At 40.7% G+C, this 16,351-nt stretch carries 13 protein-coding genes; 4 read left to right on the top strand and 9 right to left on the bottom strand.

From position 1 onward, the window contains the following. Positions 1-160: 160 nt before the first annotated feature. A complete protein-coding gene (gene mrdA / locus F991_RS07865; RefSeq protein WP_004670457.1) occupies positions 161-2,209 on the top strand; it encodes a penicillin-binding protein 2 in 2,049 nt (682 codons plus the stop codon). After that, positions 2,209-2,760, top strand: coding sequence for a 16S rRNA (guanine(966)-N(2))-methyltransferase RsmD (gene rsmD / locus F991_RS07860; protein ID WP_004670456.1), 552 nt, complete (start codon positions 2,209-2,211; stop codon positions 2,758-2,760). The genes mrdA and rsmD overlap by 1 nt, the downstream gene beginning before the upstream one ends. Here rsmD and F991_RS07855 read toward each other — a convergent pair. Further along, positions 2,757-3,161: a hypothetical protein gene (locus F991_RS07855; RefSeq protein ID WP_171063425.1), complete on the bottom strand. Its 405-nt coding sequence runs from the start codon at positions 3,159-3,161 to the stop codon at positions 2,757-2,759. The two genes, rsmD and F991_RS07855, sit on opposite strands and share 4 nt — an antisense overlap. 260 nt (positions 3,162-3,421) lie before the next feature. Here F991_RS07855 and F991_RS07850 point away from each other — a divergent pair, with 260 nt between their 5' ends. Next, positions 3,422-3,772, top strand: a complete 351-nt coding sequence (locus tag F991_RS07850; protein WP_004670454.1) for a hypothetical protein — start codon at positions 3,422-3,424, stop codon at positions 3,770-3,772. A gap of 38 nt (positions 3,773-3,810) precedes the next feature. After that, the gene (locus F991_RS07845) at positions 3,811-4,449 is read left to right on the top strand and encodes a DUF2238 domain-containing protein (RefSeq protein ID WP_004670453.1); all 639 of its coding nucleotides are present in this window, start codon (positions 3,811-3,813) and stop codon (positions 4,447-4,449) included. 27 nt (positions 4,450-4,476) lie between these two features. On the opposite strand, the gene blp2 is transcribed toward F991_RS07845, so the two are convergent. From blp2 to F991_RS07805, 8 genes are all read right to left on the bottom strand, one after another. Then, positions 4,477-6,657, bottom strand: coding sequence for an Ig-like repeat protein Blp2 (gene blp2, locus F991_RS07840; RefSeq protein WP_004670452.1), 2,181 nt, complete (start codon positions 6,655-6,657; stop codon positions 4,477-4,479). 260 nt (positions 6,658-6,917) lie between these two features. Beyond that, positions 6,918-7,880 carry a protease SohB gene (gene sohB / locus F991_RS07835; RefSeq protein ID WP_004670451.1) on the bottom strand — a complete coding sequence of 321 codons (963 nt, stop codon included), beginning with the start codon at positions 7,878-7,880 and terminating at the stop codon, positions 6,918-6,920. Between the two features lie 180 nt (positions 7,881-8,060). After that, positions 8,061-8,972: a phosphate ABC transporter ATP-binding protein PstB gene (gene pstB, locus F991_RS07830; protein WP_004670450.1), complete on the bottom strand. Its 912-nt coding sequence runs from the start codon at positions 8,970-8,972 to the stop codon at positions 8,061-8,063. Positions 8,973-8,986: 14 nt separating this feature from the next. Further along, positions 8,987-10,384 carry a phosphate ABC transporter permease PstA gene (gene pstA / locus F991_RS07825; protein ID WP_004670449.1) on the bottom strand — a complete coding sequence of 466 codons (1,398 nt, stop codon included), beginning with the start codon at positions 10,382-10,384 and terminating at the stop codon, positions 8,987-8,989. Further along, complete coding sequence (gene pstC, locus F991_RS07820) at positions 10,381-11,760, bottom strand: phosphate ABC transporter permease subunit PstC (RefSeq protein WP_004670448.1); 1,380 nt, start codon at positions 11,758-11,760, stop codon at positions 10,381-10,383. Before pstC ends, pstA begins: the two co-directional genes overlap by 4 nt. Before the next feature lie 104 nt (positions 11,761-11,864). Next, complete coding sequence (locus tag F991_RS07815; RefSeq protein ID WP_004670447.1) at positions 11,865-12,896, bottom strand: substrate-binding domain-containing protein; 1,032 nt, start codon at positions 12,894-12,896, stop codon at positions 11,865-11,867. A 283-nt stretch (positions 12,897-13,179) separates the two neighbouring features. Beyond that, a complete protein-coding gene (locus F991_RS07810) occupies positions 13,180-14,712 on the bottom strand; it encodes a pyridoxal phosphate-dependent decarboxylase family protein (RefSeq protein WP_004670446.1) in 1,533 nt (510 codons plus the stop codon). Positions 14,713-14,715: 3 nt separating this feature from the next. Beyond that, complete coding sequence (locus tag F991_RS07805; protein WP_004670445.1) at positions 14,716-16,086, bottom strand: diaminobutyrate--2-oxoglutarate transaminase; 1,371 nt, start codon at positions 16,084-16,086, stop codon at positions 14,716-14,718. Positions 16,087-16,351: the final 265 nt, after the last annotated feature.

Raw genomic sequence — 16,351 nt, 5'->3', positions numbered from 1 at the left:
TTCTAATATACAAGACCGTACAATTTTAATGTCTGCAAAGTCAAAAACTGTCGCGTCATCATTTGCATGAAGTGTTGAAAATTCTACAGTAAGATCATGCAACTTACGTTAAAATGTTTAGCCAATCCACCCCTCAATCGTATAATTAAGTCGACACCCTATGAAACAGCACTTTCTTTTAAAAAACATGCAACAAGAAAAGCGCATTTATAAGGGTCGAATTTTGTTTGCAATGTTTCTGGTTGCGACTTTTTTACTTTTACTGATTTGTCGTTATGCATATTTACAGATTGTTCATTACGATGATTTTACAACGGCCTCAGATAAGAACAGAATTCGCTTGCAACCGCTTCCGCCTGCTCGTGGTTATATTTATGACCGCAATGGTATTCTGTTAGCAGACAATTATCCGGTATTTACAGCCACACTCAGTCGTGCTGATGTCAGTGAGATTGACGATAGCATTGAGCGCTTAGTTCCAATCCTAAATCTCACACAAGAAGACGTTGACCGATTTAAAAGTCGTGTAAAAACAGCACGAAAGACTGAGCGAATCACCATCAAACTTAATCTAACCGAAGCAGATATTGCCAAGTTTAGTGAAGTTAGATATGCATTTCCCGGCGTAAAAATAGAAACACAAATGACGCGCTATTATCCATTTGGTGAGTTATTTGCACATGTAATCGGCTATGTAGGTCGTATTAACGATAAAGAACTCAAAGCGATTGATAAAGACTTATATGCGGGTACTAACCTCATTGGCAAAATTGGGGTGGAAAAAAGCTATGAAGAACTGTTACATGGTTTCCCTGGTTACGAGTCAGTTGAAGCTGATGCTCACGGCAATGTACTGCGCAATCTAGGCCGCAAAGATCCCACTCGCGGTAATGATTTATATTTGTCACTGGACTATGGCTTACAAACCATTGCATCAGAGCAACTCGCAGGGCGTCGTGGTGCAATTGTGGCGATGGACCCGCGTACAGGTGAAATTTTAGCGTTGGTGTCTAGTCCAAGTTTCAATCCAAACTTATTCGTAACTGGAATTAGTTTCAAAGATTATGGCGAGCTGCGCGACAATCTGGATCAACCCCTATTTAACCGTGCTGTCCAAGGTGTGTACCCTCCAGGGTCAACCATTAAACCGATGTTTGGTTTAGGTGGTATTCACTATGGCTTGGTGGATTGGAATACAGCGATTTCTGATCCGGGCTATTTCTCACTACCGGGAGATAGTCACCGCTTCCGTGATCACAAAAAGAGTGGTCATGGTCTCGTCAATATGCACAAAGCACAGATTGTTTCATGCGATACCTATTTTTATGTCCTGTCTTATCGCATGGGCATTGAAAAAATGAATGACTGGATGCGCCAATTCGGTTTTGGCGAAAAAACAGGAATTGATTTGCCGAGTGAAAGTACAGGCTTATACCCTAGTCCTGCATGGAAAATGCGCACCCGAAATGCAAAATGGTTAAAAGGTGAAACGATTTCCGTGAGTATTGGACAAGGTGCTTTTACCTCAACACCTTTACAGTTAGCAATGGCAACTGCGATTACAGCAAATCAAGGTGCTCACGTAACCCCTCATGTATTACGTGAAACCAAAGGTACCAAAAAATTTGATGTCCACAATGCCCCAGACGGACAAATTAAATTTAATGGCACACTCGATGATTGGATCAAAATGCGTGAGGCAATGGTCGATGTCATTCAATCAGGTACAGGTCGAGGCATCAAAAGTGGTCTACAATATTCCATTGCTGGTAAAACAGGGACAGCCCAAGTTAAAAGTATTGCGCAAGGCAAGCGTTATAATGAAGCGGCACTTTCTGAACGTCAGCGCGATCATGGTCTATTCGTTGGTTTTGCGCCTGCCGAAAATCCTGAAATTGCCATTGCAGTGGTTTGGGAAAACGGTCGAAGTGGCGGTGCAGCCACACAAATTGCTCGTCCGATTTTTGATTATTGGCTGGTAAAGCGTAAAACTGATCCATTGCGTCCAGCCAACCATCAAGTTAGCGGTGGTCTCATGACTGCTGGTATTAAACCGGGTGAGTTACCAAGTGGTAACGGAACGATCGAAAGCACCCAACAAAATACAACGGTAGCGACAGATGCAGCACCGACCAATAATCCTCCAATCGTAACTAATAGCACAGCGACAACAACTCCTGCTCAAGCAAGTGAAGGAGCAACTGAATAATGAAAAATCAATTGCGTATTATTGGTGGAGAGTGGAAACGTCGAACACTCCCATTTGCCAATATTGAAGGTTTACGACCTACACCTGATCGGGTTCGTGAGACTTTATTTAACTGGCTGATGTGGGATATTCAAAATACACAGGTTTTAGATCTATGTACTGGATCAGGTGCACTTGCTTTTGAAGCCCTATCACGTGGTGCTGCTCAGGTCGTGATGATCGAACCGAATGCAACTCAAGCAGGTTTTTTAAAAGAAAACATTCAACTGTTAAAAGCCCAAAACTGCAAATTGCTCGTATCAACAGCACAACAGGCTTTAAAGAAATTAAGCACTTCATCATTTGATGTGGTCTTTCTCGATCCACCTTATCGTCTTGATCTATGGCAAGAACTGGCTGAATTGACTGATCCATTGATCGTAGAAAAAGCTTATATTTACGTCGAAGCTGATCGAGATTTATCTCAACTCAAACTTCCAGCTACATGGCAAAAAGTTAAAGAAACCAAAGCAGGTCTGGTTCGAGCAGCTTTATATCAAAAAATAAGCTAAAAAATACTTAGCCAAAAGAACCGAATCAATTGTCCACGATCATAAGGGAAACTGGATAGATATTCATAACCGATGCGATTGCTTTGATTGAGTTGATAAACGATGCCATAGCCCAGTGAAATTGAGAAATCGTCCAAAGACAAGTTTGTGGTATCGCCTGTTAACATTTTTTGATTAAACTGATTGGTTTGGTATGCGGTGTAGTTATATACACGCCAACGTTCATCTTGAAAAAATTGATTATGCAAAACGGAGTAATCAGCCTGCCTCTGTGGATAGGCTGAATCAAACATGTGTTCAGCATCATCGTTTATCTCTGCAAAAAAATCATAGTCATTCGCATAAGTTCCAACAGAGAGAATCATCAAAAAATAGAATAAGAGAATGTGCTTAATATGCATAACAAGATGTGTAATGATGACCCTCTTTAGCATACCGCTAAAAATCATTTTTTATCAATCAATTGAATATTTTTTATGCTTGATACACAGTCATTTTAGAAGAATAGTTCCATTTTTAAATCCAACCTATTTAATTTTTGTTCAATTAGATATACACAGCAAAAAAAGATTAAATTTTATTATGTTAGACATAAATAATTAATATATAAAATCAATATTTTATACAATAATGCCAACTCTTAAATTTCACCTTATCTCTCATGAAGCTTTTTTTCTTGTCTATTGTCACTTTAAGCTTAACTGGTTGTGTCTTTGGACAATCGAATGAAATAAAACGTGCCGAAAAAATTTTGCAAAATTTTCAATGTAATAATATTGAAACGAGCCAACTCGCCACCTCATCCATCACCAACTTTCATCAACAAACCCTTGCAGTAAATAAAGAAAAAGTGTCAACTTACATAGACCAATATAAAAATGGTGAAGATCTTTTTAACATTCCTTTGGATGAGGTTGTAGAACAAAAATATCAACTTTATAAACAAGCTTGTCAGGCACTTGGCGGAGTATCATCCCCAAAGCAACAGATTACTTTAGGTTCTGCTGAGTAAAGAAAAACAGATGTGCTTGGCTTATTTTTGGAAATCGCATGATCGAAAAACATCTATGTTTGAAGCACTACATTGCACTTGCTATGCTTATACTGGCTGTAGTCGTTGCCAGTATTGATCCACTCGAATTTGAATCATACCTGCTCCATCAGGCAGGTACGGTTTTGATGCTGATCGTACTGATCCTAAGCATAAAAAGGATCGGCATCAGCTTTGTCAGTTTTTGTTTATATCTACTTTTTCTTTTCATTCATATCGTTGCGGCACATTACCTCTATTCCTATGTTCCTTATAATGAATGGATCTTAAAATTATTTAATTTCGACTTAAATCAAACCATGGGTTGGTCACGCAATATGTATGATCGACTAGTGCATTTTGCCTATGGGGTATTACTCTACCCTTTTTTCTATCGTTGCTTTCAAGTGTGGTTCCCAACTGCAAAGCCTTTTACACTGTTCCTATTGGTCATTCAATTTGTCATGGCTTCGAGTATGCTTTATGAGCTACTGGAATGGGGACTTTCGTTGGGTTTATCTCCTGAAGATGCTGAAAACTATAATGGTCAACAAGGTGATATGTGGGATGCACACAAAGACATGTTCTTGGCAACGATAGGTGCGATTCTCATCGGAATAATTCAACTCTATAAAGAAAAAACTCCTATTCGAAAATAAGAGTTTAAATTGACACGATTTCGCCTATTAATAAACGATTGAATGTTGCACTACTTCTAACTGTTCAAAAGGATCAGATTTCATTACTTGTGCATATTCAACATGTGTTGAGTATGCCGCTTGGGTTGTGACGGCAGCAGTTGATTCTGTCCCTACAAACTGATTGAGTACATCATCAACTTGGTGATCAGAAGAATCTGATGAGAGCAGTAAATCATCTATTAGCATGTTTTCAAGCTCTGGCGGTTCATCAAAAGTTACGATCGAATCGCTTTCCAAAGCCGCTAAATCAATGGGTTCTATCAAAGACATCTCTATTAGGTCTGATTCAAAATTTTCACTGTATGCAACGGTATTGGTTGTCATCGGTGCAACCACAGTAAAATTAAATGAATCACTCACTTCACTGGTATTACCTGCGGCATCCGTTTGCGTGAGGGTGATCTTATGTGCCCCTAAAGCAAGATCTTGGCTGATTTCGAAACTCCATTTTCCATCATTTCCGACAGTAACAGTTCCAATTGGTTGACCATTATCATAAATGGTTAAAACAGCTTTTGCTTCGCCTCTTCCAGATAAAACAGGTTTGGCATCATCGGTACTGCCACCTGCTGCGACTGCACCTTTTACGGCACCAACATCATCCATGACCTTATCTAAGATTGGCTTATTTGGCGCAATGGTATCTTTATTTCCCACAACATTTGCCTCAACCGAACGATTTCCTGCTGCATCAATCACGTAAACCTTACCGTTATTTTTATCAGTTAAAGCTGGTGATACAGCAATAGTGAATTTCCCATCAGCTCCAACTGTGCCCGTACCGATAATTTTTCCCTCCGCATTTCTAATCTCAATTTTGGCATTGGCTTCCGCTGTGCCTGAAATCGAGTCTCCATCAGCGGTGATTTGTACTGAGGCTTTATCGGGTGCAATTGTGTCTTTTCCTGCACTAATTTCCACAGGCTTAGATTGGTTTCCTGCCGCATCTTCAATAATAATTGAACCTTTTTCACCTGAAGCTAGTGCAGGAGAAATATTCACCTCAAATTTACCTTGTGCATCAACCGTACCACTACCAATCACATTCCCAGCCGCATCTTTAATAATGACCTTGGCATTAGCCTCAGCTTTTCCATGGATAGAAGTACCTTCTTTATTCACCTCGATCAAAGGTTGCTCAGGTGCAACCGTATCTTTGCCCGCAACCACCTTGGAAGGTTCCGACTTATTACCAGCCGCATCCTCAGCAATGACGGTACCTCCTTTGTCACTGGTTAATGGCGGCGAAACTTGAATCGAATATAAACCCTCTTTATTGGCTTTGACCGTACCTAAAAGATTTCCATCCGCATCAAAAATAGACACTTTTGCATTCGCTTCGGTTTTTCCAGTCACAATCGTTCCATCTGCATTTAATTGTGCAGTTGGTGCATCTGGAGCAATTGTATCTTTGCTTCCCGTGACAATCACACCTTGTGAAACATTTCCCGCTCGATCTACTGCAACGACGCTAACCTTATTGCCATCGACCAAAGGTTGATCGAGCTTAATGGTATAATTCCCTTGATCATCGGCCTGACCCGTAGCGATCACTTTGCCAGTCAGATCACGAATCAGAATTTTCGCTTTTGCTTCGGTTTTTCCTGTGATGGTTTGGGTGTCACTAGATAACGTTGCGGTTGGTGTAGCTGGGGGAGTAGTATCTGGCGATTTATTATCTTTATTTTTATCTTTGTCATCGTCATCTTTCACTGCCCATAAATAAACCCCTTCCGCGGCCAGTGCCACCAGACCCGCTTTCATCAATTGTGATTTGCTGATCCCACTATCATCTATTCCATCCTGTCCCATGGGCGTTTGTGCAGGGACTTCCGTATATGCAAATTGAGTTAACTGCGTTGTTGGGACATAACGAATAAATTTTCCAGAATCATCAAATTGAGCAACCTCATAAGTACCGTCCTCTTTGACGAGTGCTAAGGTATGTTCAGTGACATTTACATCATTATAAAAACCACTGATAACAATTTTTTCTCCACTGTTGAGTGTAATGACAAGGTCATCACCTTGTTTCATCATGGATTTAATATCTGCTTGAGTTACACCAATCTGAACAATAGAAGGTTGATTAAGAATCACATCTTGCATTTGCGCATCTTGTAAAGTCATTAAATTTTTTTTTGAAGAAACGACAACCTTTGTCATTATTATACTCACTGATCAATTATATTTTTAAACACTTGTCGATTAATGAATAATTAAGTTATTAATCTAGCAATTAAAATATCAAATGATCACGATAAGGACAATCTTTGCCGACAGAAGTTTTGTCAATTTTATTTAACTAACCATTTGTTCAAAACTCCTGTCAGAAATGATAAAAAATAACCACCAAAAAATAAAGAAACCAGTCACATGGACTGGTTTCTTCTAAGGCTCTATGAAAAAATTGATTGTAAATTTAATTAGAATTTAGGATCACGCATTTGAACCAATGTACTGTTCGCTTTAACTAAACTATCAGTAATTTTATTCATTACCGTCGGAATCAAACTCTCAGCCATTTGCGCAGCTTGCAGACCGAGTTTTTCACCCAAAGTTGGACGTTTACGCGTATTGATCACATAGACATCGTGCTGTGAAAGTAAGCCAAGCAAATATTCATCAGAAGTCTGTAACTTGTCGACCAAGTTTAATTCACGCGCATCTTCACCATACCAATGTTCGCCTGTCGCAACTTTTTCAACATCGAGTTGTGGACGATATTTTTCAATAAAGTGTTTAAATAAGACATGCGTTTGCTGTAACTCTTCTTCAAACTTGGCTTTGCCTTCCGCTGTATTTTCTCCAAACATGGTTACAGTACGTTTGTACTGCCCAGCCGTATACAATTCAAAATCAACATTATTATGTTTTAGTAAACGATTGAAATTTGGTACCTGCGCGACCACGCCAATTGAACCCACCACCGCAAATGGTGCTGAGATAATTTCATTGGCAATACATGCCATCATATAGCCACCGCTTGCAGCGACTTTATCGACACAGATGGTGACATGAAAGCCAGCATCACGTAACCGTACCAACTGTGCAGCTGCCAAGCCATAGCCATGCACCATACCACCTGGACTCTCCAAACGTACTACGACACGATCCTGACCCGCTTTGGCTGTGGCCAATATCAAGGTAATTTCTTCACGAATCGAATCTACTGCCGAAGCTTGGATGTCTCCTTTAAAATCGAGGACATAAATTTTTCGATCATTCTTTTTACGAACTTTTGCTTCTTTAGCGAGTTGTTGAACAAGCTGTAATAATTCCAAACGAGATGCGGTGGTTTGCGTAATCTTTTTTCTTTGTTCATTTACACGCGCATTTAAATGACTGATACGAATTTCAGCAGGAAATTTAGGTAAATGGAATAACATAAAATAAGTGCTCTTTAGTTCGGCTTTATTGCTCTAAGATGTGGTCTGTTCAATAAAAATTCAATAGCGATTTTGCAAAATAGATTCATTTTCATCAATATAACAAAAAAAACACCCAACCGGCCAGACGCTTGGTCCGACATGAAGGGTGTTTTTTTAGAGCGTTCGTGCGGAAAATAATTAACCGAAACGACCCGTGATATAGGCTTCAGTAAGCTGATGATCAGGTTGAGTAAAGACTTTTTCAGTCGAATTCACTTCAATTAAATCACCTAAATGGAAATAAGCTGTACGATCAGAAACACGCGCCGCTTGTTGCATTGAGTGCGTTACGATTGCAATGGTATATTGCTCTGAAAGCTCGGAAATAAGTTCTTCGATTTTTGCTGTTGCAATCGGATCAAGCGCAGAACATGGTTCATCCATCAGAATCACTTCTGGACTGACTGCAATCGTACGTGCGATACACAAACGTTGTTGCTGACCACCTGACAAACCAGTCCCCGGTTGGGCTAAACGATCTTTCACTTCGTCCCATAGCCCTGCTTTACGCAAGCTATTTTCTACAATTTCTTCTAAATCATATTTATTGCGTGCAAGCCCATGTAATTTTGGTCCATAAGCGACATTTTCAAAAATCGACTTTGGAAATGGATTCGGCTTTTGGAACACCATACCTACCTGTGCACGTAACAACACAACATCAAGATTAGGATCGTAAATATCTTGTTCATCTAAAGTGACTTTACCGGTTACACGACAGATATCAATCGTATCGTTCATACGGTTCAAGGTACGTAGAAAAGTTGATTTACCACAACCTGACGGTCCAATAAATGCAATCACTTCATTTTGGTAAATATCAAGATTAATGCCTTTGATCGCTTCAGTTTCACCATAATAAACATGAACATCTTGCGTACTGATCTTCACATCACCATGCTGCAATTTTTTCGTATGGGCCGATGTTTCAAATTGTGCGACGAAAGCGGTACCTTGCTGTGCAGGTTGTTCAGACGATGTAAATTGAGTTTGCTGTGGGTTCACTGATTTATCCTTTTCTAAGGAGTTCGTGGTATCTATAGTATTCATCATGTTATCTCCGATTACCAACGTACTTCAAATTTCTTACGTAACCAAATTGCAAGGCTGTTTAAACCGATCATTAATGCAAGCAATACAATAATTGCTGCCGCAGTTCGCCCTTCAAAGAAATTACGCAACTCATTACCTTGCCATAAGAAAATTTGTACTGGTAATGCCGTAGATTGATCTAATGGCGAAGCAGGTACACTTGCCACGAAAGCACTCATACCAATAAGCAAGAGCGGTGCTGTTTCGCCTAATGCTTGAGCAACTCCAATAATTGCACCTGTTAAAATACCCGGTAAAGCTAATGGTAAAACATGGTGAAATACAGTTTGAACTTTAGATGCGCCCAGCCCTAAAGCTGCTTGGCGGATCGAAGGTGGCACTGCTTTTAATGATGCACGTGTGGTAATAATCACAGTAGGCAATGTCATCAAACTCAGAACTAAACCACCGACCAAAGGTGCTGAAATCGGTAAATGGAACCAACCGATAAAAATCGAAGCACCCAATAAACCAAAAACAATTGAAGGTACAGCAGCCAAGTTATTAATATTGACTTCAATAATATCCGTCAACCAGTTTTGTTTAGCAAACTCTTCCAGATAAATCGCACTCGCAACACCGATTGGAATCGAGATAAAGATCACAATCAACATCATAAACAGCGAGCCCATGAAAGCACCAGCTAAACCACTTGATGCCAAAGAGCTACGAGAATCAGGATTGGTAAATAAGTTGAAGTTAAACGTACTAGCAATGATCCCTTTTTCTTTAAGTTCATCTGCAATCTGACGAACTTCTGGGCTCAATTGTTGCTGCTCATCTGGCAAAGATCGATCGATATTACCTGCCAACCAGACATCAATATTGGCATCAGCAAGAAATTCGATTTCCTGTTTTTTACCGATCAAAGATGGATTTGCAAAAACCATATCACGTAAACGATACGACTCAGAGCTGGTATACAATCTGCTCAAATCATCTTGTTTATCTGCTAAAGACGGATCTTTTGCGACCAGACCATTGATAATCAATGCATCCCAATCAACCATTCCCATTTCAGTTTGCCAAGCAACATAGCGCTCTTGATAGTCAACAGGAGCTTCGCCCGCAAGCTGTTTTGGTTTTGGTCCAACATCAATGATGGCTGGATCAAAATAAACAGGCACTGTCATGCTGGCTTGCCAAAATGCAGGTAAACCCTTTGCTAAAATACTCGTAAATAACAGCGCGACAAAGGCCAAACCAAGCACAACAGCAGAAAATCCAAAGAAGCGAAATGCCTTTTCTTTACGATGGCGTTTGCCAAGCGACTTTTCGATTCTTTCTTTACGTTGTGCACGTAACTCTTGCGCCGTTTGCGGATCAAATACATTTTGATCCACAGGAGAAGATGTATTTGATGAACTCATTCGTATTGCTCACGATATTTACGCACAATGTACAATGCGACAATGTTTAAACCTAAAGTAATAACAAACAACGTTAAGCCTAATGCAAAAGCCACTAAAGCTTGCGGACTAGAAAAATCTGAGTCACCTGTTAACTGAGTAACAATGGTCATCGTGACCGTAGAAACCGCTTCAAATGGATTCGCATGTAAAACTGGGCTATTCCCTGCAGCAAGTACCACAATCATGGTTTCCCCAATCGCACGAGAAGCTGCTAATAGGAATGCGCCGATAATACCCGGCAAAGCAGCAGGAATAATCACGCGACGAATCGTTTCTGATTTGGTCGCTCCCAAACCTAATGAACCATCACGTAGCGTACGAGGTACTTGGGTAATAATGTCATCTGATAAAGAGGACACAAACGGGATAATCATGATCCCCATCACCAAACCAGCAGTCAATGCGCTGGTGGCATTAATATCAAGCCCGACGCTTGCGCCTGCCAGCTTAATAAATGGACCAATAATCATCATCGCAAATACACCGTACACAATGGTCGGAATACCCGCTAAAACTTCAATGGTTGGTTTTGCCCAAGAACGTAAGCGTGGAGAAGCATATTCGGCGAGATAAATCGCGATCATTAAGCCAACGGGTACTGCAACTAAGAGTGCAATTGCACTCACCATTAATGTACCCCACAATAATGGTAATAGTCCGTAACTGCCTGATACTTGACCAACTTGGCTAAATCCAGGCTGCCATACAGTACCGAAGAAGAAATCGAAAGGGCTTACGAATTTAAAGAAGTTGAGTGCTTCTCCAAACATCGACATCACGATACCGATGGTGGTGAGGATGGCAACACCCGAACATAAGATCAACGCCACATTAATCGCACGCTCTACTTGATTACGCGCGCGATACTGTTCACTTATATGTTTTTTGGCCCAAATCAAACCACCCAGCGCGACACTAATGACCACCGCTATTTTTGCAAAGGTCCCGATCGCTTCAAATCTAGCCAGTTGCTGTGCTGCTGCAACTTCATAAGCAACAGGCTCGCCAGTCACACCAAAACCTGATGCAATTGCCTGAACACGACGAATCAATACATCCTGACTAGCAGGATCTAAAGAAGCACTCACAGATGCAGGAATATGATTGAGAATGATATGTTGTAAAATACTCGGTTCAATCAAGTTCCACGTGATCAAAATTAAAAAAGCAGGAATACCACACCACAAAGCAACCAACGCGCCATAATAACCAGGGCGTGAATGTAGTGTGACTGAGTTATTTCCTTTACCTGCTAGGTTACGGCTTTTGCTCAGCCCGATTTGATATGCAATTGCCATAAGGGCTAATAACACACCTATGAGTAGCAGATTCATGCGATCTCCACCGTTTTTCCAATTCTAATCATTTGAAAAAACCTAGTTTGACAAAAAGGCCGATGGTAAATTCCCCTCACCATCAGCCTCTGTTAACACCAATATTACTTAAATACTTTACCAGCTTTAAAGTCGGCAAGGATTTTTGCGCGCTCAGCATCAGACAAAGGAATTAAACCTGCTCGTTCTAGTTTTGAACCTTTACCTGAAGTCTTCTTGTTTAAGAAAAATTCAACAAACTGCGGTAAACCTTTGACTGATTGTAAATGTTCGCCTTTCACATAGAAGAATAAAGGGCGTGATACAGGATATTTACCACTTAAAATCGCGGCTTCTGTTGGTACGATATTGTTTACTTTTGCTACACGTAATTTATCACGGTTTTGATCATAGAAACTCAAACCAAAAACACCTACCGCACTTGGAGAAGTTTTTAAACGAGCCAATGTTTCAGTATAATCACCCGCGATTTCGATCACACGTCCGCCTTGACGGAAAGTCGTACATGCTTTCTTTTGTGCATCTTTGTCTAGGTTTTTAATGTATTCGTAAGCTTCACAGCCTGCATCAACCATTTTTTCTTGGAACACTTCACGCGTACCATGGTTTGAACCAGGGATGACCAAAGTAATCGGCTCATTTGGAAGTGTTTTATCGATTTGATTCCAATGTGTATAAGGGTTTGGAACCATTTTACCATTTGATGGTAACTCTGCTGCAATCGCAGTGAAGACATGGTATGGCTTTAATTTGAACTCTGCTTTCTTAATATTTGATGCAAAAACAATCCCGTCATAACCAATTTTGATTTCATGAATCTTATTCACACCTGCTTTGGCACAAGCTGGAAGTTCGTTGCTGCGCATCGGACGTGAAGAGTTTGCAATATCAATCGTGTTGTCGCCAACACCTTGACAGAATTGTTTCAAACCGCCTGAAGAACCGCCAGAACCGACAACAGGAGTTTTGAACTGTGGGAACGTATTACCAAACTCTTCCGCTGCAATACTTGAAAATGGCAGCACAGTTGAAGAACCAGCGATCTGAATAGTATCACGAGCTGCATGTGCAGTGGATGCCGCAGCTACCCCAGTTAATGTTATAGCAAGTGCGATTTGACGTGGATTTAAGCGCATTCTATTTCTCTCTCATTTATGCAATTTGAATTACAACTCTTTTTGGATTTAAGTGTTGCACTTTGGTTAACTGCATTTTGAATAGATAATATGACAATAAAGTTACAGCTTTATGACGCTTTGATGATGATCAATTTTAGTTGTAAATTATTTGCAGTTTTTTCTAGTTTAGCTATTTTTTATCACAATGCAATGCACCAGAAATTCGGCAACTTCAATCGCCCCTCTCCTCCAAAAACGAAAAAGGCACAGATATCTGTGCCTTTTTCAACCGATTCAATGATTAATCGAGCGCTGAAACATACGTTCCTGCAACAATCGCATCTTTAATACGATCAGTCTCAATCAATACCAATGAAAGCAAGTTTTGTACATTCTCAAGCGTTGCCACTGGGCTTAAAGTCGTCATTTTCAATGATTGAACTTGACCAACCTTCGTCACACCAATATTCGCCTCACCACGTGCAAATAATTCATCTGCGACGTTTTGGTTTAAGCTATCGATGAATTCAGCAGGATAGCCTTCAGGCACAACACGGAACAGCACTGAAGCAAATTGAGGTTCAATCAACAATTCAAGACCATTGGTCGCTTTAATATAGTCAGCAACCTCACGCGTCAACTTCACACCATGATCGATCATCGAACCATAAAGTTCTTCACCCAATGCTTCAACCGTCATCCACAATTTCAACGCATCGAAACGGCGCGTCGTTTGTAATGATTTAGACACAAGGTTCGGTACGCCATGTTCTTCATCATAAGCAGAGTTTAGATATTCTGCTTCATAATGCATAAAGCGATAGTTTGCTTCGTCTTTCAATAAGAAAGCACCACAGCTAATGCTTTGGAAATAATGCTTATGGAAATCAAGCGTGATAGAGTCTGATAACTCTATACCGTCAAGCATTGCACGATGGTCGTTCGAAAGTAACAGTGCACCACCCCAAGCTGCATCAATATGCATCCATGTACCATATTTGGTGGTAATTTCACGGATTTTCTTGAGTGGATCAATCGCGCCAGCATCGGTTGTACCCGCAGTTGCGACCACACACGCCACGATTTTGCCTTCAGACTGAAGATGCGCCATGGTTTTTTCAAGCGCATCAACATCCATCTGTGCATTTTCATTCACAGGAACAGTGACAACAGATTGGAAGCCCATACCCATCATCGCCATGTTCTTTTGCACAGAAAAGTGTGCATTTTCAGAACAAATGACTTTGACGTTTTTCATTGCATCGGCTGGAATACCATCACGCTGTACAGACCATGGCTTGCCATTTTCGTCTTTCCAGTTTTTTGAGATACACCAGTCACGCGCAAGTAAGACACCCATCAAGTTCGACTGTGTACCACCAGAAGTGAACACGCCTGCTTGACCTGCACCATAACCAACTTTTTGACGAAGCCAATCAATCAACTGCACTTCCATCAATGAACCAGCAGGGCTTTGATCCCATGAATCCATTGATTGGTTGGTCGCATTGATTAACACTTCCGCGATTTGGCTTGTCACCATAGTTGGACAGTGTAAGTGTGCTAATGAATGCGGATGATGTACTTTTAAGCTTTTATTCAGAAAAAGCTCAATCATACGTTGTAATGATTGTTGTACACCTAAACCTTGTTTCGATGGATTAAAAGAAATTGCTGCACGCAAATCTTTAATGCTTCCACCAGTGTACATTTTATCGCTTTGCAACCATGCTGAAACGGCTTCAACCGCCTCGCCCATTGCTGACTGATAGTCAGCAATGGATTGAGCATCATTGCAGAGTAACGCTTTACGATGTTCTGCAAAATCAACCATGAATCAGCCTCGCACTGCTTTTAATGCTTCAGCAATCGCTTTTTTGAAGCGCGCAATAACTTCAACACATTCATCTTGATTGATGATCAATGGGCAAAGTAAACGGATAACCGTACCATTGCGACCACCTTTTTCAAGCAATAATTTGTTGTTGAAACATGCGGTTTGAATAGCTGCTGCTAACTGCGCATCCGCAGGAAGAGAACCCATATGATCTGCAGGTTTACGCTCGTCAACGATCTCAATACCAATCATCAAACCACGACCACGCACATTACCAATACATGGGAATTCTTGAGCAAGTTTCTTCAACTCTGATTGTAAGAAATCACCACGCTGTTGTGCATTTTGGGCAAGGTTTTGTTCCTTGATCACTTGAAGTGATGCCAATCCCGTACCCATTGCGAGTTGATTACCACGGAAAGTCCCTGAATGCGTACCCGGCTGCCAAGCATCAAACTTACGTTTAATCCCGAGGACTGCAAGTGGCAAACTACCGCCCACAGCTTTTGACATCACGACAACATCAGGCTCAATCCCTGCTTGTTCAAAGGCAAACATTTGACCCGAACGTGCAAAACCAGCTTGAACTTCATCCAAAATTAAAACGATATTGTGCTTTTCAGTCACTTCACGAATTTTTTGCAACCATTTTACAGGTGCAGCGACCACGCCACCTTCGCCTTGGATCGCTTCAAGGATCACTGCAGCAGGTTTAGTTACGCCACTTTCAACATCTTCAATGAAATTTTCAAAATAGTAAGTTAAAGCATCAACACCAGCTTCACCACCCAAACCAAGTGGGCAGCGGTACTCATGCGGATAAGGCATAAATTGTACGCCCGGCATTAAACCATTGACCGCATTTTTTGCACTCAAATTACCCGTCATCGCCAGCGCACCATGAGTCATACCATGGTAACCGCCAGAGAAGCTGATCACAGAACTACGACCAGTATAAGTTTTTGCGAGTTTAATCGCTGCTTCAGTCGCATCTGCGCCTGTAGGCCCACAAAACTGTAAACAATATTCTTCTTTACCACCTGGCAAATATGCCAAAAGTGCTTCTGTAAACGCATCTTTTAAAGGAGTTGTTAAATCTAAAGTATGCAATGGCAAACCACTTGCCAATGTATCTTGAATACTTTGAATCACCGCAGGATGATTATGACCTAAAGCCAATGTTCCTGCCCCAGCTAGACAATCAAGGTACTCTGTACCTTCAACATCAGTAACCCAGCAGCCTTGCGCTTTTGCTATTGCCAACGGTAGTTTACGAGGATAACTACGAACATTTGATTCCATCTGACTTTGGCGAGTCAAATAATATTCGTTGGTTGCATTAGCGGCAGGATTTACGGAAGTAACGCTCATATCGAATTACCATCTCTGATATGGGTAAAAGAAATAAGTCTGGTGACTTGCGGTCGTAGGACTCGGTGCTTGTAAGAATCTAGCGCAGACACAATATTTTATATCTTTCAACTAGGAGCGAGATGATACCTAATTTTTAGAGAAAAGAAATACTTTTTATGCCTGACACTGATCTAATATTATTGAAAAAAAAGTTCTTTCAATTAAGTATGATGAATTATCATCATACTATGTGACAAGCGAAAGAAAGTAAGCTTTTTTTAAC

Source organism: Acinetobacter sp. CIP-A165, from assembly GCF_000367985.1.
Taxonomy (GTDB): domain Bacteria; phylum Pseudomonadota; class Gammaproteobacteria; order Pseudomonadales; family Moraxellaceae; genus Acinetobacter.
The sequence above is the reverse complement of the archived record's forward strand: the minus strand, read 5'-3'. Positions and strand labels throughout refer to the sequence as shown.

Coding starts and splice junctions, on each gene's coding strand:
- mrdA (WP_004670457.1), top strand. CDS start 161: ATGAAACAGCACTTTCTTTTAAAAAACATGCAACAAGAAAAGCGCATT.
- rsmD (WP_004670456.1), top strand. CDS start 2,209: ATGAAAAATCAATTGCGTATTATTGGTGGAGAGTGGAAACGTCGAACA.
- F991_RS07855 (WP_171063425.1), bottom strand. CDS start 3,161: ATGCATATTAAGCACATTCTCTTATTCTATTTTTTGATGATTCTCTCT.
- F991_RS07850 (WP_004670454.1), top strand. CDS start 3,422: ATGAAGCTTTTTTTCTTGTCTATTGTCACTTTAAGCTTAACTGGTTGT.
- F991_RS07845 (WP_004670453.1), top strand. CDS start 3,811: ATGATCGAAAAACATCTATGTTTGAAGCACTACATTGCACTTGCTATG.
- blp2 (WP_004670452.1), bottom strand. CDS start 6,657: ATGACAAAGGTTGTCGTTTCTTCAAAAAAAAATTTAATGACTTTACAA.
- sohB (WP_004670451.1), bottom strand. CDS start 7,880: ATGTTATTCCATTTACCTAAATTTCCTGCTGAAATTCGTATCAGTCAT.
- pstB (WP_004670450.1), bottom strand. CDS start 8,972: ATGAATACTATAGATACCACGAACTCCTTAGAAAAGGATAAATCAGTG.
- pstA (WP_004670449.1), bottom strand. CDS start 10,384: ATGAGTTCATCAAATACATCTTCTCCTGTGGATCAAAATGTATTTGAT.
- pstC (WP_004670448.1), bottom strand. CDS start 11,760: ATGAATCTGCTACTCATAGGTGTGTTATTAGCCCTTATGGCAATTGCA.
- F991_RS07815 (WP_004670447.1), bottom strand. CDS start 12,896: ATGCGCTTAAATCCACGTCAAATCGCACTTGCTATAACATTAACTGGG.
- F991_RS07810 (WP_004670446.1), bottom strand. CDS start 14,712: ATGGTTGATTTTGCAGAACATCGTAAAGCGTTACTCTGCAATGATGCT.
- F991_RS07805 (WP_004670445.1), bottom strand. CDS start 16,086: ATGAGCGTTACTTCCGTAAATCCTGCCGCTAATGCAACCAACGAATAT.